The organism is Paraburkholderia sp. UCT2 (assembly GCF_014397665.1).
GTDB lineage: Bacteria > Pseudomonadota > Gammaproteobacteria > Burkholderiales > Burkholderiaceae > Paraburkholderia > Paraburkholderia tuberum.
Genome location: NZ_VZQO01000029.1, coordinates 1 through 26,415, shown reverse-complemented (window position 1 = coordinate 26,415; position 26,415 = coordinate 1). Strand labels below are relative to the sequence as shown.

At 65.1% G+C, this 26,415-nt stretch carries 21 protein-coding genes and 1 pseudogene; 14 read left to right on the top strand and 8 right to left on the bottom strand.

Features of this window, described 5'->3' with window-relative positions; genetic code table 11:
• Nucleotides 1-213 precede the first annotated feature (213 nt).
• The 5 genes and pseudogenes from F6X39_RS22820 (at nucleotide 214) to F6X39_RS37405 (ending at nucleotide 6,083) form a co-directional block, all read left to right on the top strand.
• Complete coding sequence (locus tag F6X39_RS22820) at nucleotides 214-537, top strand: DUF1840 domain-containing protein (RefSeq protein ID WP_187618213.1); 324 nt, start codon at nucleotides 214-216, stop codon at nucleotides 535-537.
• 721 nt (nucleotides 538-1,258) lie between these two features.
• Nucleotides 1,259-2,422, top strand: coding sequence for an MFS transporter (locus F6X39_RS22815; protein WP_187618212.1), 1,164 nt, complete (start codon nucleotides 1,259-1,261; stop codon nucleotides 2,420-2,422).
• 95 nt (nucleotides 2,423-2,517) lie between these two features.
• Nucleotides 2,518-3,810, top strand: a complete 1,293-nt coding sequence (locus F6X39_RS22810; RefSeq protein WP_184069442.1) for a chloride channel protein — start codon at nucleotides 2,518-2,520, stop codon at nucleotides 3,808-3,810.
• Nucleotides 3,811-3,853: 43 nt separating this feature from the next.
• A complete protein-coding gene (locus F6X39_RS22805) occupies nucleotides 3,854-4,513 on the top strand; it encodes a hypothetical protein (protein ID WP_187618211.1) in 660 nt (219 codons plus the stop codon).
• A gap of 856 nt (nucleotides 4,514-5,369) precedes the next feature.
• Nucleotides 5,370-6,083: pseudogene (locus F6X39_RS37405) on the top strand (DUF4396 domain-containing protein).
• A gap of 534 nt (nucleotides 6,084-6,617) precedes the next feature.
• Here F6X39_RS37405 and F6X39_RS22795 read toward each other — a convergent pair.
• Together F6X39_RS22795 and F6X39_RS22790 are read right to left on the bottom strand one after the other, a co-directional pair.
• Entirely contained in the window at nucleotides 6,618-6,965 is a 348-nt protein-coding gene (locus F6X39_RS22795) for a hypothetical protein (RefSeq protein ID WP_187618253.1), read from the bottom strand.
• Between the two features lie 78 nt (nucleotides 6,966-7,043).
• The gene (locus tag F6X39_RS22790) at nucleotides 7,044-7,949 is read right to left on the bottom strand and encodes an NmrA family NAD(P)-binding protein (RefSeq protein WP_187618210.1); all 906 of its coding nucleotides are present in this window, start codon (nucleotides 7,947-7,949) and stop codon (nucleotides 7,044-7,046) included.
• A gap of 238 nt (nucleotides 7,950-8,187) precedes the next feature.
• Here F6X39_RS22790 and F6X39_RS22785 point away from each other — a divergent pair, with 238 nt between their 5' ends.
• Entirely contained in the window at nucleotides 8,188-9,099 is a 912-nt protein-coding gene (locus F6X39_RS22785) for a helix-turn-helix domain-containing protein (protein WP_187618209.1), read from the top strand.
• A gap of 33 nt (nucleotides 9,100-9,132) precedes the next feature.
• Here the strand turns inward: F6X39_RS22785 and F6X39_RS22780 are convergent, their stop codons facing one another.
• The 3 genes from F6X39_RS22780 to F6X39_RS22770 all read right to left on the bottom strand — a co-directional run bounded on the left by F6X39_RS22780 (nucleotide 9,133) and on the right by F6X39_RS22770 (nucleotide 11,383).
• Nucleotides 9,133-9,984, bottom strand: a complete 852-nt coding sequence (locus F6X39_RS22780) for an anti-sigma factor family protein (RefSeq protein ID WP_090805934.1) — start codon at nucleotides 9,982-9,984, stop codon at nucleotides 9,133-9,135.
• Complete coding sequence (locus F6X39_RS22775) at nucleotides 9,981-10,499, bottom strand: sigma-70 family RNA polymerase sigma factor (RefSeq protein ID WP_018421072.1); 519 nt, start codon at nucleotides 10,497-10,499, stop codon at nucleotides 9,981-9,983. The genes F6X39_RS22780 and F6X39_RS22775 overlap by 4 nt, the downstream gene beginning before the upstream one ends.
• 158 nt (nucleotides 10,500-10,657) lie before the next feature.
• Nucleotides 10,658-11,383 carry an anti-sigma factor family protein gene (locus tag F6X39_RS22770; RefSeq protein WP_187618208.1) on the bottom strand — a complete coding sequence of 242 codons (726 nt, stop codon included), beginning with the start codon at nucleotides 11,381-11,383 and terminating at the stop codon, nucleotides 10,658-10,660.
• A 166-nt stretch (nucleotides 11,384-11,549) separates the two neighbouring features.
• Between F6X39_RS22770 and F6X39_RS22765 the strand changes: the two genes are divergently transcribed.
• The 8 genes from F6X39_RS22765 (at nucleotide 11,550) to F6X39_RS22730 (ending at nucleotide 23,717) form a co-directional block, all read left to right on the top strand.
• Nucleotides 11,550-11,822, top strand: a complete 273-nt coding sequence (locus F6X39_RS22765; RefSeq protein ID WP_184069395.1) for a DUF4148 domain-containing protein — start codon at nucleotides 11,550-11,552, stop codon at nucleotides 11,820-11,822.
• A 206-nt stretch (nucleotides 11,823-12,028) separates the two neighbouring features.
• Complete coding sequence (locus F6X39_RS22760) at nucleotides 12,029-13,084, top strand: catalase family peroxidase (protein ID WP_410450275.1); 1,056 nt, start codon at nucleotides 12,029-12,031, stop codon at nucleotides 13,082-13,084.
• Nucleotides 13,081-13,620, top strand: coding sequence for a cytochrome b (locus tag F6X39_RS22755; protein ID WP_187618207.1), 540 nt, complete (start codon nucleotides 13,081-13,083; stop codon nucleotides 13,618-13,620). The genes F6X39_RS22760 and F6X39_RS22755 overlap by 4 nt, the downstream gene beginning before the upstream one ends.
• A 197-nt stretch (nucleotides 13,621-13,817) precedes the next feature.
• Nucleotides 13,818-17,330, top strand: a complete 3,513-nt coding sequence (locus F6X39_RS22750; RefSeq protein ID WP_187618206.1) for a DEAD/DEAH box helicase — start codon at nucleotides 13,818-13,820, stop codon at nucleotides 17,328-17,330.
• Nucleotides 17,331-18,318: 988 nt separating this feature from the next.
• Complete coding sequence (locus F6X39_RS22745; protein WP_187618205.1) at nucleotides 18,319-19,059, top strand: response regulator transcription factor; 741 nt, start codon at nucleotides 18,319-18,321, stop codon at nucleotides 19,057-19,059.
• A complete protein-coding gene (locus F6X39_RS22740) occupies nucleotides 19,056-20,507 on the top strand; it encodes a FecR domain-containing protein (RefSeq protein WP_187618204.1) in 1,452 nt (483 codons plus the stop codon). Before F6X39_RS22745 ends, F6X39_RS22740 begins: the two co-directional genes overlap by 4 nt.
• A 66-nt stretch (nucleotides 20,508-20,573) precedes the next feature.
• Nucleotides 20,574-23,060 (top strand): CHASE2 domain-containing protein, encoded by a 2,487-nt coding sequence (locus tag F6X39_RS22735; protein WP_187618203.1) that lies wholly within the window; start codon nucleotides 20,574-20,576, stop codon nucleotides 23,058-23,060.
• 42 nt (nucleotides 23,061-23,102) lie between these two features.
• Complete coding sequence (locus F6X39_RS22730; protein ID WP_187618202.1) at nucleotides 23,103-23,717, top strand: DUF4136 domain-containing protein; 615 nt, start codon at nucleotides 23,103-23,105, stop codon at nucleotides 23,715-23,717.
• Between the two features lie 36 nt (nucleotides 23,718-23,753).
• On the opposite strand, the gene bluB is transcribed toward F6X39_RS22730, so the two are convergent.
• The 3 genes from bluB to cobO are packed head-to-tail and all read right to left on the bottom strand — an operon-like array spanning nucleotide 23,754 to nucleotide 26,382.
• Entirely contained in the window at nucleotides 23,754-24,413 is a 660-nt protein-coding gene (bluB, locus tag F6X39_RS22725; RefSeq protein ID WP_187618201.1) for a 5,6-dimethylbenzimidazole synthase, read from the bottom strand.
• Nucleotides 24,397-25,776, bottom strand: a complete 1,380-nt coding sequence (locus F6X39_RS22720; RefSeq protein ID WP_262414781.1) for a cobyrinate a,c-diamide synthase — start codon at nucleotides 25,774-25,776, stop codon at nucleotides 24,397-24,399. The genes bluB and F6X39_RS22720 overlap by 17 nt, the downstream gene beginning before the upstream one ends.
• Before the next feature lie 3 nt (nucleotides 25,777-25,779).
• A complete protein-coding gene (gene cobO / locus F6X39_RS22715; RefSeq protein WP_090805916.1) occupies nucleotides 25,780-26,382 on the bottom strand; it encodes a cob(I)yrinic acid a,c-diamide adenosyltransferase in 603 nt (200 codons plus the stop codon).
• Between the last annotated feature and the right edge of the window lie 33 nt (nucleotides 26,383-26,415).

Sequence of the window (26,415 nt, the reverse complement as noted above, 5' to 3'; positions counted from 1 at the left end):
GACCGCGAGTTAGATTCAAGTCGACCTGCCTGCGCGCCGGTAAGGTATGGTCCGCGCATCTGATCTTTATATAGCACAATGTGCCACATTGTCCTACACTTTGGATATCGAGATTAGCGCAAGCCTCGTTGCTGGTTATAAGCGTCGATTGCATCAGGCGGCCGTCTCGGCGGCCGTCGCAACGGCACAGTTGTCCTTCGCGGAGAGGTCTGTATGCTTGTTAGGTTCAAGTGCCGTTCAACTCCGGACGTCGTCATGCTGCGGAACCTCGCGGAATATCTCCTCGCAGCCATCGGTAAGCAAGTCGCCACTCGTGGCGTCATCAGCCACGACGAACTGGGTACGGTGATAACGCGACTTGAACGCGCTATCGAAGATCAGGCACGCACTGAATTAGCCCTCAACGTCCTCCATCACGTGCCGAACGACCATAGTTCAAACAGTGCGGCCGCGACGGTCGAACATCGCGCCTGGCCATTGCTCGACATGATGCGCGAGGCCCATCGCCATGGCGACGATATTCTCTGGGGTATTTAGACCGTTGGAGCGCTGCGGCGCGCAGGCGCATGTCTTCGTTATCGCGAGACAGCGCCGATGCCGTTGTCAGCGCAAGGGCGTTCCAGAGGATAGACGCGATAAGTCTGCAGATGCGACCTGACGTTCAAACGATCATCGTCGCCACGCGCATCGAACCCGGCGCCGACGCATCATCTATTAGCGACCTGCCGCATCGGACCAATAATTCTCGACATGTCGCGAAGCTAAATGATTGCGATCCGACGTAATCTGCGCGAGCGGTAAATCGCGCGTGCCCTTCGTCGTGCGGCCGTAGGACGAGAGGTCTGACCGCATCCGAACCGCTTCCCGGAGCGGGAGCCCTCGCGGCGCTCAGGGTTCCAATGACCGTCTGGGGATCGTTGAAGGCCGCATAAAAGAGCGCGCCGTCCCAGATCACCAGGGTCTCAAGCAGCACGCCGGCGGCGGTGCCGCGCGCGACACGAGCGAGGGCTCACGGGCCGGGTTTTAAGTTTCGTTTAAGTTTTCGCGTCTAAATTCCGAGAAATGTCATGTCGTGCCATAATATTGCATTAGGCTTTCAGCGGGTGCGGCGCGGAATCGCGTGACTTCGACGTGTCCTCAGCTTGCCGGTCAAGCACGTCCGACTGCAGCATCGGCAGCTATCTTCACCCAGCGACTGCTGGGTTTTTTTTTACACGATATGAGCGCAACTTCCACATCGGCCACTTCCCGCTCGCGCATGAGTGCGCTCGAGCTGCGAGCGACGCTGTCGCTCGCAGCGATCTTTGCACTGCGCATGCTCGGTCTCTTCATGATCATGCCGGTGTTTTCGGTGTACGCGAAAACCATTCCCGGCGGCGACAATCTCCTGCTGGTCGGCATCGCGCTGGGGGCGTACGGCGTCACTCAATCGCTTTTCTATATCTTCTACGGCTGGGTTTCCGACAAGGTTGGCCGCAAGCCAGTTATCGCGACGGGTCTCGTAATATTTGCGATCGGCAGCTTCGTCGCCGCGGGGGCGCACGATATTGTGTGGATCATCGTCGGTCGCGTGATCCAGGGAATGGGCGCCGTTTCCTCCGCGGTGCTCGCTTTTATTGCCGACCTCACTACCGAGCAGCACCGCACAAAAGCAATGGCGATGGTGGGTGCCTCGATCGGCATTTCTTTTGCGGTGGCGATCGTGGGTGCGCCTCTGGTGTTCCACTGGCTCGGGATGAGCGGCCTGTTCTCGCTGGTCGGCGCGCTCTCGATTCTCGCGGTGGGCGTGGTGATCTGGGTCGTGCCGGATTCGCCGAACCGGCCCGTCCACTTGCGGGCGCCATTTGCCGAAGTGCTCCATAACGTCGAGCTGCTGCGCCTGAACTTCGGCGTGCTCGTACTGCACGCCACGCAAACGGCGCTGTTCCTTGTGGTGCCTCGCCTGCTCGTCGACGCAGGGCTGCCGGTCTCGTTGCACTGGAAGGTCTATCTGCCGGTCATGGGTATTGCGTTCGTCATGATGGTGCCGGCCATCATTGCCGCGGAGAAGCGGGGGAAAATGAAGGCCGTGGTCGTCTCTGCAATCGGTCTGATCCTCATTGGCCAGCTATTGCTTGGCTCGCTCGAACATACACTCGTTATCGTGCCCTCCGTGCTGTTCGTGTATTTCCTCGGCTTTAACATCCTCGAAGCGTCGCAGCCCTCGCTCGTCTCGAAGCTCGCGCCGGGCGATCGGAAGGGTGCGGCCACGGGCGTGTACAACACCACGCAGTCGATCGGCCTTGCCCTCGGCGGCGTGGTTGGCGGCTGGCTTCTAAAACACAATGGCGCGAACGCGGTGTTTTACGCGTGCTCCGGGCTCGTATTGTGCTGGCTCGCAATCGCGTTCAATATGAAGGTTCCGTCACCGCGGAAAGCCTGAGTCGCGCTTCTGGCGCGAAATGCAGCCGGTGAGGGCGTCGCCGGAAAAAACCTAGAAGAAAAACAGGGGAACAGATCGTGCGCATTCTCGCGCTGATGGACCGTCGAAAGCTGCAGCGCATCAACCGGTTATGGCTCCACTATGGCGTGTTCTGGCTGGGGGCGATCGCCGTAGGCCTGGTCGCGGTGCTTTACGCGAAGCTGATCGATTTCGGCTACGCTGTGTTCCTTCGCTATGCGGCTGACCGGTTCTGGCTGCCTCTGATTGTGGCGCCCGCAACCGGCGCCGTTACGGTGTGGCTTACACGGCGCTTCTTTGACGGTTCCGAGGGCAGCGGTATCCCCCAGGTGATCGCCATGCTGCACGGGCCGAACGAACTCGGGCCACGGCTGCTCACACTGCGTATTCTCGTTGGAAAGATTCTGGTCTCGTTCCTGGCCCTGCTCGGTGGCTTTACCATCGGCCGCGAAGGTCCGACCATTCATGTTGGCGCCGCCCTGATGTTCAGCCTGAGGCGCTTTTACCCGAGGCGTTTTCTGGCGATCCGGCCGGGCGTGCTGGAGCGCAGACTCGCGCTCGCGGGTGCGGCCGCCGGTTTGTCGGCGGCGTTCAATGCTCCGCTCGCAGGCGTGGTGTTCGCCATTGAGGAACTGATGCGCAGCTTCGAGGAGCGCGCGAGCGGCGTGCTGATCACGGCAATCATCTTCGCTGGCGTCGTTTCACTTGGGCTTCAGGGAAACTATGTGTATTTCGGCACGATCGATATCGGGTCGGGATTGCCCCGATGGATCAGCCTCGCCGTAGTGCTGATTGGTGTCCTTGCGGGCGCGCTAGGGGGATGCTTCTGCTGGCTGTTGCTCAACACGAAGCGCTGGATGCCCGAAGTTCTGCTCGAACTGCGCGTGAAGCGGCCTGTGCTATTCGGCGCGCTATGCGGCCTGGTCATTGCGGTCGTCGGCGTGAGCGCAAATGGCCATACATTTGGCAGCGGCTATGCCGAAGCGCGGAGCATGCTGGAAGGCAGCGCGCATGTCAGCGCGGCATACCCGCTCCTGAAGATGGTCTCGATGGTGGGATCGTATCTGCCAGGCGCGCCCGGAGGCCTGTTCGCCCCGTCGCTTGCGATCGGGGCTGGCATCGGCAACACGGTTCACATGGCGTTCTCGCAGATCCAGCTTCCGATGCTCATCGCGCTCGGCATGGTCGGCTATCTGGCGGCGGTCACCCAGAGCCCAATCACGGCGTTCGTGATCGTCATCGAGATGATCAACGGGCACGCGCTCGTTATCTCGCTGATGGCCACGGCGCTCATCGCGAGTCGCGTCTCGCGCCTTTTTGCGCCACCGCTGTACGAGGCGCTTTCGGAGCGTTATCTGCGCAAGCCGTGAGGCAAAGGCGACGGTAGGTCGAACAGACATCGACGGAGTTCATATGGGGATCGCAGACAGAATCGAAAAGCGTCTATTGGGCATGGCGCGCGTGCTATGTCTCATCGCGCTAGTTGGCGCCATCCTGGCGATGATCGCATTAATGTTTGCGCTTGGCGTTCCGAGGACGGCAGCTGTTATCACAGATCCGCCCGTCAGCGCGAGCGAGGTACTCTCTTCGATAGCGGGTTCGGAGGCGGCCAATGACGGTCTGAAGATCGGCAGCGCGAACGGCAACGCCATGGCGGATATCGCTGGCGCCGCGGGATTAATTATCCCCGCTTCGCTTAATGCCCTGTTGAACCAGAATAATGCAAGCCAACCGCTGCTCAAGGCGTGGCTCGAGCGTATTCCCCAAGCCGACCGACAGCAGTTCCTGGATGAACTGTCCGACGTTGTTGCGGCTGCCGGGCAGCACGCTGCTACGTGGGAATGGGACAACCGCGAGCGGTATGTTGCAGCGGCCATGGATCAGTATGCCCGTGTCAAGATTGGGCGGATTGATGCGGCCCAAAGCGCCGTTCAGGCGGCAGAGGGCAAAAACGCTCAGTTCGGTTCGTCGCTGGGAATTCTTCTCGCGTTGACAGGTTTCCTGACTTTGCTGCTACTGCTCACAGCGATCGAACGCAATACGCGTAATAGCGCGGTGAAAAGACAGGAATGAGTTGGCGCGACTTGAGATGGGATGCCGATGTAAGGTGTTTTCTGTTGCACCAGCTGTCCAGAACAGGCGCGACCTCTCGCCACTCGCACAGCGCGGGCCGGAGACGAACGCCGGATTAAAGTCGAGACAGGTGGCGCAGTCGCTCTTCTGACGGCAGAGTCGATCGCTCGACCTGCTGGTTTGATCTGTCGGCGCGTTTCGGAGGCCGCGCCAACGCGAGGCCAAACTCACTTCTTGCGATTCTGACCGATGGCCCGGGCAACGTGCCGAGCGGGAGATCACTGCGAACAGGAGCCTATCGACAGAGCAGTCCCTGGGTAGATAAGGGTCCAGGTCCGCATCGCGAAGCTCGCACAACTTACAGCTCTGCAGCCGTTAGCTTCGGGCGGCGACGCTGGCATGTGCGTCGCAGCACCGCAAATGGGCACGTCGTGCGACGCAGGGTTCAGAGAAGGTCGGTTTCACAGAACGATTGGAAAAACCCGATGGGCAATTGCGGAGGGCTATCTGATTGACGTTACATGGTCAGAGCGCTGTCATCGTCGCTATTCTCTGATCGTCTTTTTCGCGCCCCGGCGAAATATTGTCCAAGCTGCCCAGGATCGGCGCGTTTTCCATGCGTTAAGCCTACATCGGTCGACGTTACAAGTGTTCACGACAAACGGTCCACGACAAACGACGTGCTTAACGATGCATCTCGACCGTTCGGTTGACGTGCAATCTCGCTTGGTCATCAGGAGACCCGTAACCCGGCGTCCGCCCGAATCGAGCCGTTGTCCATCAGCCAATCTTGCAGAGCCGGAACTGCAGTTGCTCTTCCGTGCGCTATCAGTGCAAAGCCCTTTCAAGACCAACGATGACTTACGGTACTTTTCCAGCCTGGCTCCATAGTCTGTCAATCGCCTGGTTTGTGTTAGGCGTGGTGTGTGCCGTCATCATTGTGACTGACGAGGTAAGACATCCGCAGAAGATGTGGATCATGAGCCTGGTTTGGCCGCTGACCACGCTATTCGGCACGGTTCTCTGGCTTGCTGCCTATTATGCATGGGGACGCAACTTGCTCGCCGCCGAAGCTAGCGATAAAACGCAACCGTTCACAGTGATCGTGATGAAAGGCACGAGTCATTGCGGCGCTGGTTGCACACTCGGCGACATTGTTGTCGAATGGTCAGCCTTTGCGTTTCCAGGGTTGGCGGTGTGGTTCGGATGGCACAGCATATTCAACGAGAAAACTTTTGCCGTCTGGATCCCAGACTTCATGATCGCCTTTCTGCTAGGAATCGGTTTTTAGTATTTCACGATCAAGCCGATGCGCGACCTGTCAATTGGACAGGGCGTGATCGCTGCAGTCAAAGCGGATATTGCCTCGATAACCGCGTGGCAGATTGGCATGTATGGAGCAATGGCGATCATTCAGTTCCTATGGTTCAAGCGGGTTTTTGGCGGCATCGCGAACGTTACAAGTTGGGAGTTCTGGTTCGCCATGCAGATCGCCATGCTCGCGGGCTTCGTAACGAGCTACCCTGTGAACTGGTGGCTGATTCGTTCCGGTGTGAAGGAGAAGATGTAGACCAAACCCTCAGCGAAAAGGGCGCCGATAGCGAGAAGCAAAATCGCAACTGACGTGAAGGCGGTCCCACAGGATGTGCGGCGATTGGATACTAGCTGCGTCCCAAACGCGTTCACCCGGACAAAACGTGCATTGTGATGGATGCCGGATGACCGTAGTAATCTGGACCTCACCCGCCTTCCGCGTCCAGAAAATACCCATTGACCGCATGAAATCTGCCGCGCTTCGGAGCGGGTTGATCGCCACTGCTCTGTTCGCTGCGCGTGCAGGTCCGCCGGCGCGAACCGAAGCTTGCCGGCGGAATGTCACAGCAGACCGATCGTAGCTAGCGCGGCTACGTAGCGGCGCTGCATTAAGACCTCAGCTCGTGGTTGTACCTTAAAAGTCGTCGTTGTGGTCAGAGAAGCTCGAACCCTGGTTCAGGGTTGATCGCGTTGAAAAAGGCCGTGACCCGACTGTATCGCTGACGGTATCAACCTCTCAGTGGTCCGGCGTAAGCTTTGGCGTAGGGTTGTACGAGAAGGCTCGCCCGCGTCACCATTTCGACGAGAACGAGTAAACCGGCTCGATAAGCGGGTTGGCGGCGGCTTGCGGTGCTTGCCGCCAGGCCGGCACCTTCAGCGCCGCTTGACCCGCCCGCGGCTCATGACTGAGAACCTGGAACACGCCGAAATCGTCATTGCTGTCGGGAATCGCGGCGAGCAGGTTGGCAAGCGCGCGCCAGCCCATGAAGCTCGATAGCCTTATCGCTATGCGCAGCCAGCGCTCGGCGCGTGAGCTCGGGGGCGTTGACGGTCTTGACGCTACGCACTGCATCCGTCGCATTGCGTTTTTCGTTGATCTGGCGTCGATCGATGCGCGAAGCAACGGGCAGGTCTGCATGCTGTCTCTCCAGTGTTGAACGCCCTCGACGCTGTTCGCGCCGCGCCACGCCGTCCGCTTGCCGGACATCCACGCGGATCACCGCGCCGCCGCTGCCGCACCGGCCACGCCCGATAGCAGCGCCCTCAATACCTGTCGCAACGTGGTGGCGCCGAAGCGTCGCTCGCTGATATTCGCCTCGACGTCGATCCGTCCAGCGTTGTGCGCGTCGTACAGATCGACGATCAGTTGGGCGTGCCGCTCGCCGAGCCCGGCGCCGCGCAGCACGGCACTCCATTCGTCGCGCGGCACCCGGTGGGCGATAACGGGCCGCCCGGACAGTTCCGCCAAGGTACGCGCGACGTCGAGCGCGCTTACCCGCTCTTTCCCTTCGATACTGACCACCCGTGGCGTCGCGCGCGAAGGCCCTTCATCGAGCAGCAACTGCGCGGCAAGCTCGCCGACGTCCTGCGCCGCGACGGTCGGAAACAGCTTGTCGAGCGGATCGTGCAGACTCGGCAGCGCGCCCCGGCCGAGCGCGACCGGCAGCACGCGTGCCCAGTTCTGCATGTGCTCGGCGGCGCGCAACAAGATCAGCGACGACGCGACGGTGCGCAACTGCGTTTCGAGGTAGTGGAACAGCGTCGTGATGCCGGTGCCATCCGCGTGCTCGGCGCCGTAGTCGGACAGCGCGAGGAGCCGCGGTGGCGCGCTGATGCGCAAAGCCGCGACGCCCGCGTCGATGATGCGCCGCATCGCGGCCGCGGGATCGTCATGCGCTCGCGGCACCGGACAGAGCCATTGCACTGCCTGCGCGCCGTCGATCGCGCGCGCGACCAGTTGTGGGTCGTTCAGGTCGGCGATCGCGAGCTCGCAGCCGATTGCCGCGAGCGCTTCGGCTTGCGTGGCGTCGCGCACCACCGCGCGTACCTGGTGGCCCGCGCGACGCAAGGCGGTTGCGCTCGCGTGTCCCACGTGACCGGTCGCTCCGAAAATGACGAACACGTTGTGCTCCTTTTGAGGATCGCTATGACGTGATGGTAGGGACGCGGTGCTCGCGAGGCGCTCAGATCTGGATGACTTTGCGCAGATCTGGATGATTTTTTACGCCGATGCCGCGCAGGTCGCGCGAATCGCGTTGGCTGATCGCGAGCTACGAAGTTCCGTCACGCCGGCGAACCTGCCAAAAACGCCGCACAATGCAGGCATCTCGCCGTCATTCAGCTCACTCAGGAGACAAGCGATGAACGCCGTCACCCCGATTCCCGCGCCTGCGCCGCACAGCGGCTCGCGCATCGCCGTGCGCACGAGCAGGGCGCTTGGCTGGCAAGGCTTCGGTGCGGAGCTGGTCAACGTGTCGGCCGGTTTGCATCGGATGCCCGCGTTTCGCCATCATCGCGTGGGCGTGCACGTTGGTGCGCCGGTGACTGCGCGCTGTCTGTGCGATGCGCGCCGCCACATGCGGATTCAGGCGCACGGCGACGCCGACGTGATCCCCGCGGGGCTCGAAGGTCAGTGGAACGATGACGCCGCCTGCACGATTTTCAGCGTCTGGTTTGCCGAGGACTTCGCGCGACGGACCGTCGAGCAACTCGCGTTGAACTCGGCCGACGCGCAGCTGCGCCCGCGCTTCCAGATGCGCGATCTGCGCTTTCAGCATCTCGCCTGGGCGCTGCGCGCGGAGCTCGAAGCGGACGATGCGTCCGCTCCGCTCTACGCCGAAAGTCTGTGTACGGCGATGCTGGTGCGTCTGATCGGCGTCGAAGCCATGCCGGGCAACCGGCGGCGTACGCTCGCGCCGCGCACGGCCGCGCGTGTGATCGAGTTTATCGACGCGCATCTCGATCAGCGTTTGACGCTCGACGAACTCGCCGCGCAGGCGCAACTGAGCGTGCCGCATTTCAAGGCGCTGTTTCGCGACACGCTCGGTGTGCCCGTGCATCAGTACGTGGTACAGCGCAGGGTCGAGCGCGCGCGAACGCTGCTGCTGCAGGGACGCCTCAGCGCAAGCCAGATCGCGCTCGAAACGGGCTTTGCGCATCAGAGCCATATGGCGCACTGGATGTCGCGTTTGCTCGGTGCAACGCCGCGTGAACTGCGCGGCGCCGCGCGCGATGACACGGCCATGTCGGGGCAGGAGAACCCACGACGTTGATGCGCGAACCGCGCGGCGCGGAACCCATCCGCTTCAACCGGGCGCGGCCCCCGTCAACTGCGCATAGACATCATGCGCGAGCTGCAGCAGTTCCTTGCGATCGATCCCACCCGACACCGCATAGCCAAAATCGCCGTCGACCCAATAGAACACGTTGACGGGCCCCGCCTGATACAGCTTGAACGCAGTCGTATTCGCGTTCTCGCGACGATGCGAGATGCACAGCGTGACGCGCTCGCCGTTCGGTCCGCGATACATGAACTGCGCGGTCGGACCGTCGTCGCCGGGCAGCAGGCGGCCGCCTGACAGCATGAATCCGCTCTTCGACAGCATCGGCGGATGGACCTCGGTGCCGAGCCGGTTCGCGAGCCATTGCACGAAGTCCTGCTCGCGATCGGCGCTCATGTCGCCCGGCCGGTCGATCGCCGGCATGTAGACGACGTGCGCGAGCGCCGCCTGGCGCGCGAAGCCCTCGGCGCTGTCCGCGCTGACCGGACGATTTCCGGCTTGCGTTTCGGCCCCTGGGTCGGTTCGATCGATCGCAACCGGTGGAATCAGATCGTTCCTGTGCATGCCGATGCCCACGCCGAGCACGAGCGCCGCGGCCATGCCCGCGAACTGCGCGGCAAAACGCGGCCAGTTCGCGGCCGCTCGCGCGCGGCGCGGCACGCCGGTCTGCAGACGCTTCGGCACGGGCTCGCTGAGCACGCGGTCGTAGCGCTCGTGAAGCAGACCATTGAGCGAAAAGTAATCGCTGACGCGCGCGGCCAGCTCCGGATTCTGTTCGAGCGCGCGCTCCACCTCGTCGCGCCGCTCGCCGGACAGCGTGCCGTCCACGTACGCGTGCAAGTCTTCTTCGCCGATCGGCATTTGCGGCTCGCTCATCGCACCACCTGTAATTTCGCACCGGGCTGGGCGCCCGCCATCAAAGCCCGCAGCCGTTCGCGTCCGCGCGAGAGCCGCGACATCACCGTGCCGATCGGAACGTTCAGCGCGAGCGCGACATCGGCATAGCTCATCTCCTCGAGACCGACCAGCAGCACCACCTCGCGCTGTTCGACCGGCAGCCGCTGCAACGCGTAGTCGAGGTCGCGCATTTCGAGCGAACGCGTCTGGCCCGACGGCACCGCGAGCTCGCTTTCGGCGATGCTGTCGTCGTCGACCGCGACGTGGACTGCGCGCGCCGACGCCTTGCGCGCCTGATTCGCGAAGACGTTGTGCATGATCGTGAACAGCCACGCGCGCAGATCGGTGCCCGGCTGGAACAGACGGGTGCGGCCGAGCGCGCGCTCGAGCGTGTCCTGCACGAGGTCGTCGGCGAGTTCCCGATTGTTGATCAGCGCCCGCGCATAGCGCCGCAGACGCGGCACGTGCTCGATCAGCTCGTCACGGACATCCATGGTTGATCCCCGTCAAGGGGCGTGGGGGTGGCATCGGCTTCACTCGCGTCGGTATCGATACGCGCCGGGCCGGTCGCGGAGGCTTCCGTCGCACGATGCGTTCGAACTGCAAACACCTGTCAGCGCATTTTATTCCGCGAGGGCCGCGCGCACCGGCGTCAGCGCGCGCTCATCACGTCGGCGGCGCGCATCAGGCCGTGGGTGCGCGCATTGCCCGCGACGACGAAACGCTGCCGCTGCGCGGTCCACGTCAACAGCCGCAGCTCGCCGATGCGGCGCGCGGCCCACTGCGGCTCTTCCCGCGCAAACGGCGCCGCGGCCGACAGCACGACCACCGGTTGCTGATCGCCGTTCAGATAGACGAGTTCGTCCGCGCGTTGCAATGGCCCGAGCCGCAGCACGCGTTGCTCGACGAGGCGCAGGCCGATCGCGCCGAGATCCGGCGCGGCTGGATCGACGCGCGTCGGCGATGCCGAGGAAAAGGGCCGTGCGGTGGCTTCGGCGAGCGCCATCACGGCGGCATTATCGAGCGCCCGTGCCGACACCTGAGTCGCCAGGAGCCAACCGCTGATGGCGCTCAGCATCAGCGCGAGCGCGACGAGCGCGACGAGCGTTCGGCGTGCGCGACCACCCGGTTGCGGGCGCATGCGCAGCGGGCGCGATCCGCCGAGGCGCCCGGGCGCGGGCTCCTCGGCGGTCTGAAACGTGGCCTGGATCTGTGCGTTCAAGCGGTCGTAAAAGGCGACCCGCCGTGCTTCCGCCGGATGCTTGCCGAGGTAGTCGCGCAGCGACGCGGCGCGCTCGGGCGTCAGCGTGCCGTCCGTATAGGCCTGGATGTCGTCTTCGGAGAGCGGAGCGCCGGAGGGGCGGTGAGTCGAGGTCATGATGATGCGCGGTCTTGATTGCTGCTATCGGACGGCAAACACGGCGGCGGGGACATTTATTCCCCGCGCCGGCGATGTTTTTTTCACGCCGCGAATACAGGAATAAACGCTGCCCACCCGTGGTTCTCCCTCGTGCGAACCCGCACAACTCTCCAAGGAGTCGATCATGAAAAAGTTTTCGTTCGTTGCTTTGTCGTTCGTCGTTCTCGCCGCTTCGTCGAGCGCGTTTGCGCAGGGCAAGACACGTGCTCAGGTGTACCAGGAACTGATCGAGGCGCAGCAGAACGGTCTCGACTACATCACCGACGCGTCGTATCCCGATGTCAGTCCCGTGTTCGCACGTCAGGTCGAGCAGCGCAAGCAGGCGCTCGCCGCGCAAGCGGCGCTCGCCGCGAGCCACGTCGCGAACTCGGGAGCGCCGGCTGTTGGCACCCATTGAAGCAGCATCGGCCACTGGCGCGCGAATGGGTTTGAATGTGCGCGCCAGGGCCGGATGGAATAGACCGTAGCGAGGCGTGTTCGCCCGTACGTCGGTCGATGAGTCGATCGACCCATCGATCGAATCATCGATCCATCCGGCAAGGAGTTTCCGTGACACCACCCTTCGCACCCAAACCCAACCCCGCCGGCTCCGACCCGCGGCCGATCTGCGTGCCATGCCGGCTCGCCGCGATCGGCGCGGTCGCGCTCGCGCTCGCGGGCGGCTTCGCGTACACCGCGGGGTGGCTGACGCCCGCGCGTCTGACCGCCCCGCGCATCATCGATACGTTCGAGGCGGTCGCGGGCCCGCATCCCGGCTATCGACGCAATCACGCCAAGGGCCTGTGCGTCGACGGCTATTTCGACAGCAACGGCAATGGCGCGGCGCTGTCGCACGCGGCAGTGTTCGCGCCGGGCCGCACGCCGGTGTCGGGTCGCTTCGCGGTGCCCGGCGGCAATCCGTCCGCGCCCGATACGAGCTCGCCGGTGCGCAGTCTCGCGCTGCAGTTCCGGCTTCGCGATGGCGAACAGTGGCGTACCGGCATGAACTCGACGCCGGTGTTCGCGGTGCATACGCCAGCGCAGTTCTATCAGCAATTGCTGGCCACGAAGCCCGACCCTGCGACCGGCAAACCGGACCCCGCGAAGCTGAAGGCGTTCTACGCGGCCAATCCCGAGACGCAGCCGTTCCGGCGCTGGGTCAAGTCGCACGCGCCGTCGTCGAGCCTCGCGAACGCCGCATACTACGGCATCGACGCGTTTCTGTTTACCGATGCGCACGGCACGACGCGCGCCGTGCGCTGGGCCGTCGTGCCCGACACGCCTTACGCGCCGATCACCGCGGCGCAGCAGGCCGAAAAGAACTTCCTCGCCGCCGAGCTCGACGAGCGTCTGCAACACGGACCGTTGCGCTGGCATCTGCTGTTGACCGTCGCGCAACCGGGCGACCCGACCAGCGACGCGACGCTGCAGTGGCCCGACGACCGCCAGCGCGTCGACGCGGGGACGCTCGTGATCGAACGCACGACGTCGCAGGAGGACGGCGCCTGCCGCGACATCAACTTCGATCCGACGATCGTGCCCGCCGGCATCGCGCCATCGGACGATCCGTTGCTCGCCGCGCGCTCTGCGGCCTACGCACAGTCGTTCCAACGCCGCACGCGCGAGGAGGCGCTGCATCCCGAGATCCATCGAACCCAGCCAAACGGAGAGCCTTCATGACGCGCACCCGCACACACTTCAGTCCGCTCGCGCGGCTGCTGCACTGGACGATGGCGCCGCTGATCGTCGCGATGCTGTTTATTGGCGTGGGCATGGTCGCGACGGTATCGCGTGCCCATGATGCGTTGGTCGCGCTGCATCGGCCGCTCGGCATCGCGTTGCTGCTGCTCGTGCTGGTGCGGCTCGCGGTGCGCATGATGCGCGGCAGTCCGCCATTGCCCGCGCGCATGTCGAAGCCGCAACGAATCGCGGCGCATGCGTCGCACTTCGTGCTGTACGGGCTGATGCTCGCGATGCCGCTGATCGGCTGGGCGATGCTATCGGCGGCCGGCTATCCGGTCACGCTGTTCGGTCCGCTGCATCTGCCGCCGATCGCACCGCACAACGTCGCGCTGTTCGCGCTGCTGCGCGCGCTGCATACGTGGCTCGCGTTCGCGTTGTTCGCGACGGTGCTGCTGCATCTGGCAGCGGCGTTGTTGCATGGGCTGATTCTGCGCGACGGAGTATGGGGCAGCATGGCCCGCGGCGAACGCTAATATGGGTCGAACCGCGGCTTGACCGGGTTGCTCCCGAACTGTCCAGATCGCCCGCCCTGGCGATTTTCGTCCAACGCGTAAAATGGCCGGTTATCACTGGCAAATCGCAACTGGACAGAATCGGCCGGGCGTCGCGCGGCGCCCCGTCATGGTCCACGCGCGCTTGCCTTCGCCGGTTTGAACAGGAATGCACGCGGATGTCATCAGTTTTCTTCGATCGGGAAAGGATTGCGGAATGGCTCGGTGAGCGCACCGTCGCCAAGGCGCGCTCGGTGGGCGCGGTCAGCAACGTCAAATGGCAGGGAGACACGCTGTCGGGCGACGTGCAGGGCTCGCAGCCGCGGCCGTACCTGACACGGGTTCGCTTTCGTACCGATGGCGGGTCGCCGTCGGCCGAAGGCAAATGCACGTGCCCGGTCGGCCGCAACTGCAAGCACGTCGCGGCGCTGCTGCTCGCGGAACTCGACTACCACGACGAGATGGATCACATCACGCAGGTCGAGGACGACAGTGACCCGGCGACGTCGGCGGTGTTCATCGCGCGACGGATTACGGTGCCGGGCGCGCCGCCGGCGCCATCACCGTCTCCATCTCCATCTTCATCTCAAGGTGTGCGACCCGAACTGGTCAGCTGGCTCGAGCGTTTTCGCGCGCGCGCCCGCGCGGCCGACGCCGCCGGAAAAGACGCCGCCCGGAAGCTCGACGCCACGCGCAAGGAAACGCTCGCCTATCGGCTCAACTGGTCGCGTCTTCATATGCGCCACGAAGTCGTGCTGCATCGCGCGCGTTGCGACGCGGACGGCGTGATCGTCGAAGTCGGCGACAGCTGGGGCGACGTCGAAGGCGCGCTGCTCAGGCAGCCGCGCTTCGTGTCCGACGAAGACCTGTCGATCCTCCGCGGCCTATGGCTCGGTCGCTCGCGCGAGGACCTGGGCCAGTTCGTGCTGCGTGGCACGAGTGGCGCGGAAACGCTGCAGAAGCTGATCGCGACCGGGCGCCTGTTCTTCGACTTCGGGATCGCGCCGGGCCAGGCCGGACCGACGCCGCTCGCGCGCGCCGCCGACCGCCTCGGGCGCATCGAATGGGAGCCGCTCGCCGACGAGCGCCTGCGCCCGGTACTGCGCACCGAACCGCGCGCGAGCATGGTGCTGCCGACCGAGCCGGTCTGGTACGTGGACGGCGTCGCCAACGAGGCGGGCGTCGTGCCACTGTCGCTGCCGTTCCAGCAACTGCCCGACTACCTCGCGATGCCGCCGATCTCGCTCGCCGAGGCGCCGCTCGTCGCGTCGGTGCTGCGCGAGATCGCGCCCGAGTTGCCGCTGCCGCCGACCCACGACGCGCCCGCGATTCGGGTGATCGACGTCGAACCGGTGCCGGTGCTGACGCTGAACAGCCATGCGCTGCCCGGCGCGGGGAAGGGCATCAAAACGGCAAAAACCGCGAAGGCCGCGAAGGCCGCGGAGCGCAAGTCCGCCGCGGTAGAACTGGCCGCCGCGAGCTTCGACTACGACGGTGTCAGCATCAACGCCGACAGCAGCGTGACGCTGGTGCCGTTGCCGCGCGGCGACGTGATTCACATCCGCCGGCGCTACGACGCCGAGAAAAAGCGTCTGCTGGAATTGCGCAAGACCGGTCTGCAAAAGGTGCCGACGCGCAACCTGCATGCGTCGCGTCTGTTGCCCGACACGATGCTCGGTCTGCCCGACACCGACGCGTGGTCCGAGTTCGTCAACGACGCGGTGCCGGATCTGGTCGCGAAGGGCTGGCGCGTGACGATGGCGCCCGAGTTCCGCTACAACGTGATCGAGATCGACGCGATCGACGGCACCGCGCAGCAGGCCGGCGACGGCTGGTTCGATCTGGAGATGGGCATCCGCGTCGGCGAGCGCAACGTGCGGCTCGAACCGCTGCTGGCCGATCTGTTCCGGCGTGACCGGCGCTGGCTCTCTGGCGCGCTGGAGCGTATTCGAGACGACGAGCCGATCGAGCTGAAGACCGAGGAGAACAAGCGCCTGCGGTTGCGCGCCGATCGTCTGAAGCCGGTGGTGCGCGTGCTGGTCGATCTGTTCGATTCGCTCGGCGGCGCGCTTGCCGAAGGCGCGCCTCTGCGCGTGCCCGCGGTCGATGCGGGTCGCCTCGATGCGCTGCACGACACCGGCCGCTGGCAGTTCAGCGGCGACGATTCGATCCGCGAGCTCGCACGCCGTCTGCAAGCCGGTCCGGGCCTGCGCGAAGTGCCGGTGCCGCGCGGGCTGAAGGCCGAGCTGCGCGGGTACCAGCACCAGGGCCTGAACTGGATGCAGTTCCTGCGCGAACAGGATCTGGCCGGCGTGCTCGCCGACGACATGGGCCTCGGCAAAACCGTGCAGACGCTCGCGCACGTTCTCGCCGAGAAGGAAGCGGGGCGGCTCACGCATCCCGCGCTGATCGTCGTGCCGACCACGCTCGTGCACAACTGGCGCGAGGAAGCGCGCCGCTTTGCGCCAGAGCTGAAAGTGCTGGTGCTGAACGGGCCGCAGAGAAAGGAGCGTTTCCAGCAGATCGGCGAAGCCGAGCTGATCCTGACCACTTATGCGCTGTTGTGGCGCGATCAGAAGGTGCTCGCCGAGCACGACTATCATCTGCTGATTCTCGATGAGGCGCAGTACGTGAAGAACGCGACCACCAAAGCCGCCCAGGCGATTCGCGGCTTGCGGGCGCGGCATCGGCTGGGCCTGACGGGCACGCCGCTCGAGAATCATCTCGGCGAGCTGTGGTCGCAATTCGATTTTCTGCTGCCGGGCTTTCTCGGCAGCCAGAAGGACTTCACGCGACGCTGGCGCAATCCGATCGAAAAGAACGGCGACGACGTGCGCCGCGCGTTGCTCGCGCGCCGCATCCGGCCGTTCATGCTGCGCCGTCGCAAGGACGAGGTCGCGAAGGAGCTGCCGCCGAAGACGACGATCGTGTGTCCGGTCGATCTCGAAGGCGCGCAGCGCGACCTGTACGAAACCGTGCGCACCGCGATGCAGCAGAAGGTGCGCGCGGCGGTCAGCGCACAGGGGCTCGCGCGCAGCCACATCATCGTGCTCGATGCGTTGCTGAAGCTGCGCCAGGTGTGCTGCGATCCACGGCTCGTGCGCACCGCCAGCGGTATCGCGGACGGCGCTGCCACGGGCGGCGGCGAGCGCGCGATGCGCTCGGCCAAGCTCGATCTGCTGCTGTCGATGCTGCCCGAGCTGATCGAGGAGGGACGCCGCGTGCTGCTGTTCTCGCAGTTCACCGGCATGCTCGCGTTGATCGCCGAGGCGCTCGACGAAGCCGCGATCCCGTACGTCATGCTGACGGGCGACACGGCCGATCGCGTGAGCCCGGTCGAGCGGTTCCAGCAGGGCGAGGTGCCGCTGTTCCTGATCAGCCTGAAGGCCGGCGGCGTGGGGCTGAACCTGACCGCCGCCGACACGGTGATCCACTACGACCCGTGGTGGAACCCGGCCGCCGAGAACCAGGCGACCGACCGCGCGCATCGGCTGGGACAGGACAAGCCGGTATTCGTGTACAAGTTGATCGCGGCCGGCAGCATCGAGGAAAAGATCGTCGCATTGCAGGAGCACAAGGCCGGGCTCGCCGACAGCATTCTCGCGGAAGATGCGGCCGGCGCCGCAAAGTTCTCGGACGACGATCTCGACGCGCTGTTCGCGCCTATGCCGGACATCGAAGGCGCGCGTTGAACGCGCGGGCAAGCGACCGAACGACGCAATGCAGACGGGCCACGCAGACACGCAAGGGGGAAATCTGACGCGCCGCAGCAACGCCAATGGGGGCCATACTGTAACAAAGCGTCTGTGTATGTAAATTGCCGTTGATGGGGGCTTCAACTCATACCAATTTCGAACTCGCGCTGTGTAGGACTTGCGCGTCGCGCGCGCTGGTGCGGCGCGTAATAACTACTTCGCCAGCGGTTACAAAGGAAGTTCTTTCGTCTTGAGCCCGGCTTTTCCGCGGGCTAACGTGACGTTACTCGTGCGGTTAGACCCCGGCGAGCGTGTGTAGTGTTTGTGGCGGCGTTGCTTCGAAAGGGGCAGCGCCGCATTTTTTTGCCGGCGGCCCTAACGCTGCGCATCACCCGCTGACGGTCCGTCTCGCGGCGCGTCATCGCTCGGCCGACAATGTGAAGCAGTCAAGCCGACTGCCTCGAATGACAACTCGACCGGGACAAAATCTAACAATGTTTAAACGATTTATTTTGAGATTATTCTTATACTGAACACGCAATTGTTAAATAAGAGTACCTGAAAGGAATCTTAAAGCCGATAAGCGAGCGTGGTCAAAAAGCCGCTCCAGCAAGGATCTTCCGTCCGCAGTGTCACTTCCTTCCGGCGCCGGCTAGTGGTGGCAGACCAGACAAACCTGAAAAGCGCGTCAGCCGTTTCTGATTAGGGTTTTTCGCGACGGATTGCCGGTACACGGCAAACGGGAAGAAAGAAGGTTTTCGATTATCATGATCTGCCCTGCATAATCGCTATGGAAATTACATTTATGCGCTGATTTCCGCTTCATGAAAGCAGCGTCATGGCGGGGTACGGCGAGGGACCATTAATCAGAAAGTAACAGCCGGAATTTTTTGGGAAGCCGGATCGGCGGTGCTGCGCCGTCATCCCGGTCGTCGCCGGTATACCGGCCGTCAGCCATGAAGGCGCTGTTGCGTTGTGGGGTGTTATGAGAATTGCAGTCCTCGATGATGATTCGGCTCAGGCCGACCTTGTGTGTCAAACGCTGTCCGCCGCTGGACACGTCTGTCACGCGTATGGCGCAGGGCGCGAACTCGTGCGCCAGTTGCGTCGTCAGACGTTCGATCTGCTCGTGCTCGACTGGAACGTTCCCGACATGTCCGGCGAAGAAGTGCTTCGCTGGGTGCGCGAAAGCCTGTCCGAGCGCCTGCCGGTGCTGTTCATGACGAGCCGCGGCCGCGAAACCGACATCACTTCGATTCTGAATACCGGTGCCGACGACTATCTCGTCAAGCCCGTGTCGGGCGCCGTGCTGCTCGCGCGGGTTGGTTCGCTGCTGCGGCGCGCGTATTACCTGAAGCCGCCGGCAACGAGGGAAGTATTCGGCGACTTCGAGTTCGACCTGAGCGTCAAGCACGTCGTGGTCCGCGGCACCCCGGTCTCCGTCACGCAGAAAGAGTTCGAACTCGCGCTGCTGCTGTTCCAGCATATGAGCCGGCCGTTGTCGCGCGCACACATTCTCGACGTGATCTGGAAGCAGGCCACGGACATCCCGTCGCGCACGATGGACACTCATGTGTCGATGTTGCGCAGCAAGCTCGGTCTGCGCCCCGAGCACGGTTATCGGCTCACGCCGATCTACGGCTATGGCTACCGCCTCGAGCGGATCGAAACCGACACACCACCGGCCGCCGACGACGAACCCACTGAAGAAGCGGGGGAAGCGTGACGGTCTGCGTGGATGGGGCGGCATCGGGCAGCGCCGCCATGCCCGGCCGCCGCGCCGCCGCGTGGCTTGCCGCGGCCTGTCTGATTGCAACGGGCGCGACCGGCTGGAGCGCGCTCGCGCACGCGCAGCCCGCGCGCGGCAAGACCGGAGCGAAGGCGTCGCCGGTCTACGCTTCGTACACGACGCACGAGGGCGACACGCTGTATGACATCGCCGCCCGCTACATGGCCGATCCGACCGACTGGGCGCTGTTGAGCAGCCTCAATCACGTGCCCGCGCCGCGCCGCATGGCGGCCGGCATCGTGCTGCGTTTGCCCTCCCGAAGGCTGCGCCAGGATCGGGACACGGCTCGCGTGGTCGCGACCAGCGGTCCGGTCGAGCACGCGTTCGACTCGAGCCCCTATCTGCCGCTGAAAACCGGTGAAACGCTGGCCGAAGGCGATCGCTTGCGCACCGGCGCGAACGGGTTCGCGACGCTCGAGCTGCCCGACGGCTCATACGTGACGGTCGCGCAGAACGGCGAACTCAATATCGAGAGACTGCGGCACGTCACGCTGACCGGCGTGGCCGATCGCGTCTTTGAGCTGCGCGCCGGCGAGGTCGAGAGCCAGGTCACGCATGCGAAGCGACGCGATGATCGCTTCCAGATCCGTTCGCCTTCGGTGGTCGCCGGGGTGCGCGGCACGCGTTTCCGCGTCGATTACGACGGCGACACGCAAACCACCGCGGTGGCGGTGCTCGACGGCGCGGTCGGCGTCGATCCGGCCGCGCAGCATGGCCAGAGTGCCGCGCCGGCGCCAGGCAGGCCGTTGCAGGCGTCCGAACAGCTGGTCGAGGCAAGCTTCGGCAACGTCACGCACTCGGGCGGCGCGGTCGGCAGTCCGGTCCAGCTGTTGCCCGCACCCGGGCTCGCGCGGCCGGCGCGCGTGCAGGACGGCAAGAGCGTCGCGTTCGACGTCAACCCGGCCGAGCACGCGGTCGGCTATCGGCTGCAGATTTCGCACGACGCCGATCAACTGGACCTGGTGCGAGACCTGCGCGTGAGCGCGCCGCATGCCGACTTCGGCGATCTGCCCGACGGCACGTACTTCGTGCGCGTCGCGTCGACCGATAGCAACGGTCTCGACGGCCTGCCGAACGTGTACGCGTTCGAGCGCCGCCAGCTAGGGCTGGACGCTTCGGCCGCGCAGCGCGCGGGTAGCCGCGACTACGAGTTCCGCTGGTTCGTCAGCCGCAGCAACGTGCCGACCCGGTTCCGCTTCCTGCTCGCGAACACGGCCGAACTGAGCCATCCGGTAATCGATCGCCCCGATCTGCCGGGCGGCGAACTCGTGATCAGCGATCTGCCTCCGGGCGTCTACTACTGGACGATCGTCGCCGAGCAGTTCGACAACGGCCGCTTCTACGAAAAGAGCAGTCCGGTGCGCTCCTTTACGCTTGCGCGCTGACGCTGGTAGATTCTCGGGGCCGGCCTGCTGGCCGGTCCGTCCTCCCGTTCCCGACTACATCGTCCCGTGCCCGCCACTTCTTCGCGAATGAGCCTCGATCCGCGCGCCCGTCTCGGACGGCGCGCCGGCCGGCGCTTTCTGATCGAGTGGGTCAGCGTTGGCTGTCTCGGTCTCGTGGTGATCCTGCTGACGTCGTTCGGGCGCGTCGGCGCCGGCATCGATCTGCTGGTGTACGACCAGTTTCTGAAGCTGCGCGAGCAGCCGCTGCTGTCCGACATCGTCGTCGTCGAGATCGACAACGCGAGCATCGACGCACTCGGCCGCTGGCCGTGGCCGCGCAGCGTGCACGCGCGGCTGCTCGAGCAGATCGCCGCGGCCAAACCTGCCGCGGTGATCTACGACGTACTGTTCACCGAGCCCAATGTCGGCGACGCCCAGCTCGCCCACGCAATTGCGCTGAGCCCGACCTATCTGCCCGTGCTGCTGACGCCGCCCGATGCGAGCGGCAAGCGCACCGTCGATGAACCCGTCGCGCCGCTCGCGCAGGCTGCTGCCGGGCTCGGTCACATCAATTTCGAAGTGGACAGCGACGGCATCGTGCGCAGCGTCGCGCGCTTCCAGGGCGACGAGCGCTCGCGCTGGCCGCAACTGACGGTGCTCGTCGCCGACGCGGTCGAACACGGCAAGCTGCATCTGCGCGGCGGCCTGCCGCCGCGCCCCTCGAACGAGCCCGCGCGCGGCAGCGACGACGGCGGCGAAGAGCGCTTCCTGATTCCCTTCGGCCCGAACGCCGCGAACTACCCAAAGCTCAGTTTCGCCGACGTGCTTGCCGGCAAGGTGCCGGCCGATCAGTTGCGCGGGCGCATCGTCGTGATCGGCGTGACGGCGTCGGGTCTGTACGACCGCTTCGCGACACCGGTATCGGGCGAGCTCGGTCCGCTGCCCGGCGTCTACATCCACGCGAACGTGCTCGACACGCTGCTGAGCGGCCGCGAGATCCAGCCGGTCGCGCTGTGGGTCGTGTTCGCGGCGGCGCTCGGGCCGCTCGCCGCGCTGCTCGCCGGCTTCCTCGTGCTGTCGCCGCGCCGCTCGTTGTTGCTGACCGGCGCGCTGGTGCTGCTCGCCGCGACCGGCAGCGCGCTGCTGCTGTACGGCGGCAGGCTGTGGATCTCGCCGGTGCCGGCGATCCTCGGCGTCGTGATCGTCTATCCGATCTGGAACTGGCGACGCCTCGAAATGACGATGGCGTATCTGCGCGGCGAACTGCAGCGTCTCGCCGACGAGCCGCATCTGCTGCCCGAGACGCCGAAGCGCCGCCGCGAGTTCGGCGGCGACGTGCTCGCGCAGCACATGGCGCTGATGGCGCAGGCCGCGCAACGGGTGCAGGACATGAAGCGCTTCGTGTGGGACAGCCTCGATAGCGTGCCGGAGCCGATTCTCGTCAGCGACGTGGCCGGCGTCGTGCTGATCGCGAATCACGCGGCGAAAGCGCATTTCGCTCGGCTAGGCGCGCCGATGCCCGAAGGCCAGCCGATGCAGAGCGTGCTCGGCGGTCTCACGCTCGTGAAGACGATCGACACCGGCGCGGCCACCGACAACGAGCGCAATCTGTCCGCGCACGCGCACTGGCCGGCGCTCCTCGATCCGACGCGCGGCGAGTTCGCGGCGCTGATGGCGCAGGGCGTCGAGGTGCGCGACGCGAACGAGCGCGACCATCTGCTGCGCTATGCGACCTGCACCAACGCGCAGGGCGAGACGACCGGCTGGATCGCCGGTCTCGTCGACGTGTCGGCGCTCCATGCGGCCGAGCGTCAGCGCGAAGACGCGCTGCGGCTGCTGTCGCACGACATGCGCTCGCCGCAGGCGTCGATCATTGCGCTGGTCGAGATCGAGCGCGCGCGGACCGAGCCTGCGCTCGCGCGCAGCGTGCTGGAGCGCATCGAACGCTACGCACAACGCGCGCTCACGCTTGCCGACGACTTCGTGCAACTGGCGCGCGCCGAATCGCAGGCCTATGTGCTCGAGCCGCTGAGTCTGACCGAACTCGTCATCGATGCGAGCGACGAGGTCTGGCCGCAGGCGCATGCGAAGCGCATCGCGCTGCATACGGAATCCGGCGACGACGCCGACGACGATCCCTGGATCTGCGCCGACCGCTCGCTGATGACACGCGCGCTCGTCAATATCCTGAACAATGCGGTCAAGTACAGTCCGCCCGACACGCGCATCGTGTGCAGCTTCGCTGGCCAGCCGGCGGCAAAGCGCGCGGGCAGCGAGGCGCCGCGCGTGTCGTGCACGATCCGCGACCAGGGCTATGGCATTCCTGAGGAGCAGCAAGCGGGATTGTTCGAGCGCTTTCGCCGTTTTCACGAGGCGGAGCGGCCGGAAGTGGGTGGGGCGGGACTCGGCATGGCGTTCGTCAAAACCGTCGTCACGCGCCACGGTGGCAGCGTCGAAGTCAACAGCGCGCCCGGCGAGGGGACCGCCTTCACGATCTGGCTGCCCGCGCTCGACGACGCGCCCCTCGACGAATCGATCGCACCGCGCGTCTGATGCGCCTTTGATGTATTCGATGTACTAGAGAGAAAACAAAAAATGGCAAAGATCGCTCACCTCTGTGCCGCGCTGGCCGCGGCGAGCCTCACCGCTTGCGCGGGCCTGAGCGCCGACGTGCACAGCGTCTCCGCTAACGGCGCCGACCGCGCCGTTGCGCTGCAAGGCGAGCAGACCTATTCGCTCGCGCGCACGCAGCCGCAGGACGACAGCGCCGACCATCCGCAAGTCGAAAAGCTGTTGCGCGACGAGTTGGCGAAACACGGGTTCGTCGATACGGCGGGCAAGCCCGCGCATTATCTGCTGTCGATGGCGTATAGCACGCGGCCGGCGTCGATCGGCATCGGCGGTGAGGAATGCGCGCCCGCCGATTGCGGCGCGAGCGGCGACGGTCCAGGCGCGCTGCTGTTTGGGCGCAAGTATCAGCACGCGCTGACGCTGCGCTTTTTCGACTACGCGAGCGGCGCCGAGCGCTACAAGGTCGGCGCGGTGTTCATGGATCGCGATGCGGACCCGCTGCATGCACTGCCGTTGCTCGTGAAAACCGCGCTCGCGAAGCTGCCGTTCGATGCGCCGGCCGACTGGCGTGTGAAGCTCAGCATCGACAAGACGAGCGGTGTGCCGAACGTCGACTCGATGGAGCCGCTGCAGCGTTAAAACACAGCCTCGGATCGCCGGGGCCGCGAGTATCAGTTATTCCTGCGCCGGCTCGTCTTGCGGCCAGCGGTTTTCGAACACGCAATCGGCGAGCGGCAGACGGCTCGCCCAGCGCTCCGTTTCGAGCATCGGCTCGCTATAGAACGCAGCGACGTGGCCGAGGCACAGAATCGCGACCGGCCGCGCGCCTTCCGGCATCCCCAGTAGCTCGTGCACCGCGTCGACATCGAATAGCGACACCCAGCCAAGCCCGAGTCCTTCCGCGCGCGCGGCGAGCCACATGTTCTGGATCGCGCACGCGACCGACGCGAGATCCATCTCCGGCAGCGTGCGGCGGCCGAAGACGTGTCGCTCGCGCCCGTCCATCAACGCGATCACCAGCAGCTCCGCGCATTCGCGCATGCCTTCCACCTTCAGCTTCATGAACTCGTCGCGGCGCTTGCCGAGCGCGTCGGCGGTGGCGAGCCGTTCGCGCTCGACGATGTCGCGCAAGCCCGTGCGCAGCGCCGCATCGGTGATGCGCACGATCCGCCACGGCTGCATGTAGCCGACGCTCGGCGCGTGATGCGCCGCGTCGAGCAAACGCCGCAGCACCGCCGGATCGACCGGATCGGGCACGAAGTGGCGCATGTCGCGGCGTTCGTAAATCGCGCGATAGACCGCATCGCGCTCGGAGTCGTCAAAAGGTTTCGCCATGAAAGAGGGCGGCCGTGAAAGCCGGGTTGGAGGGCCAGTAAGCGTGCATATAGGTTGCCACAATCGGGCCCACGCGGAACACCGCTTCGCCGGGCGTGTCGCTGTGCGCGCGCGTGGCGAAGCGCTGCGGCGCGAGCGGCGTCGCGAGCTTCGAGTAGTGGAACGTGTGGCCGGTCAGCGTGCCGTGGACGCCATCGATCTGCTGCATACCGAGCGACGTGAAGCGCGTTTGCATCGTCGCGTGACCGGGTAGCAGGCCCAGCATCGGCGTGCTAGTGCCTTGCGCGTCGGTCAGCGTGTCGAGCAGATAGAGCATGCCGCCGCATTCGGCGACCACCGGGTTGTCCGCCTCGACGTGCGCGCGGATCGATGCGGCGCTGTTCACGTTGCCCGCGAGCGTCGCCATATGCAACTCGGGATAGCCGCCCGGCAGATAAAGCGCGTGCGTGCCGGCGGGCAACGCTTCGTCGGCAAGCGGCGAGAAATAGCTGAGCCGCGCGCCGAGCGCTTCGAGCAGCGCGACGTTGGCCGGATAGATGAACGAGAACGCGGCGTCGCGCGCGATCGCGATGTGCTTGCCTTCGAGCAGACGCGGCAGCACTTCGGGCGAGGGCACGCCGAAATCGACCGGCGGCGGCAGTTCGGCGAGCGCGGTCGACGCGAGCGTATCCGCCGCGCGTTCGAGGCGCGCTTCGAGATCGTCGATTTCATCGGCCTGGTGTAGGCCGAGGTGGCGGTCGGGCAGCGTGATCTCGTCGCTCGCGGCGAGGTGGCCGCACCAGCGCAACTCGGGCGGCAGTGCTTCCTGCAACATCTGCGCGTGCCGAGACGAGCCGACGCGATTCGCGAGCACGCCGTGGAACGGCAGTTGTGGTCTGAAGCGCGCAAGGCCGAATGCGAGCGCGCCGAAGGTCTGCGCCATCGCCTGCGCGGAAATCACCGCGAGCACCGGCACGCCGAACGTGGTCGCCAGATCGGCGCTGCTCGGCGTGCCGTCGAACAGGCCCATCACGCCTTCGATCAGGATCAGATCGGCTTCTTGCGCCGCCCGCGCGAGCAGGTTGCGGCATGCGCTTTCGCCGACCATCCACAGATCGAGCGACAGCACCGGCGTGCCGCTCGCGCGCGCGAGGATCATCGGATCGAGAAAATCCGGTCCGGTCTTGAACACGCGCACGCGACGTCCGAGCCGCCGGTGATAGCGCGCGAGACCGGCGGTGATCGTGGTTTTGCCTTGTCCCGACGCGGGCGCGCTGATGAACAGCGCGGGGCACGCCCCGAAGGAAGTCCCCTGGGGGGACGCCCCGAAGGAAGTCCCCTGGGGGGACGCCCCGGACGAAGCCCCGTTGGGGGACGCCGACATCGCTCAGAACTCCACGCCGCGCTGCGCCTTCACACCTTGCTCGCGATACGGATGCTTGATCGCGCGCATTTCGGTGACGAGGTCGGCGGCTTCGATCAGCGCGTCCGGCGCATGGCGTCCGGTCACGACGACGTGCAACATCGGCGCACGCGCGTTGATCACCGCGAGCACTTCGTCGAGCGGCAGGTATTCGTACTTCAGCACGGTGTTCAGCTCGTCGAGGATCACCATCTGATAGTCGCCGCTTTCGATCATCCGCCGCGCTTCGTTCCAGCCTTTGCGCGCGGTCGCCATGTCGGCCTCGCGGTTCTGCGTGTTCCACGTGTAGCCGTCGCCCATCGTGACGAAATCGCATTGCGCGATCGCGCCGAGGAAATCGCGCTCCGACGTATGCAGCGCGCCCTTGATGAACTGCACGACGCCGAGCCGCATGCCGTGGCCGAGCACCCGCACGGCCATGCCGAACGCGGCCGTGCTCTTGCCCTTGCCGGTGCCGGTGTTGACGATCAGCAGGCCTTTTTCGACGGTCGCGCCGGCCTGCTTCTTTTCGTGGCCTTCGCGGCGGCGTTCGGTCATGCGTTGATGCGATTCCGGATCGGTTTTCATCGAGGGTCCTGGTTTTGAGGGGCGGGATGGGAT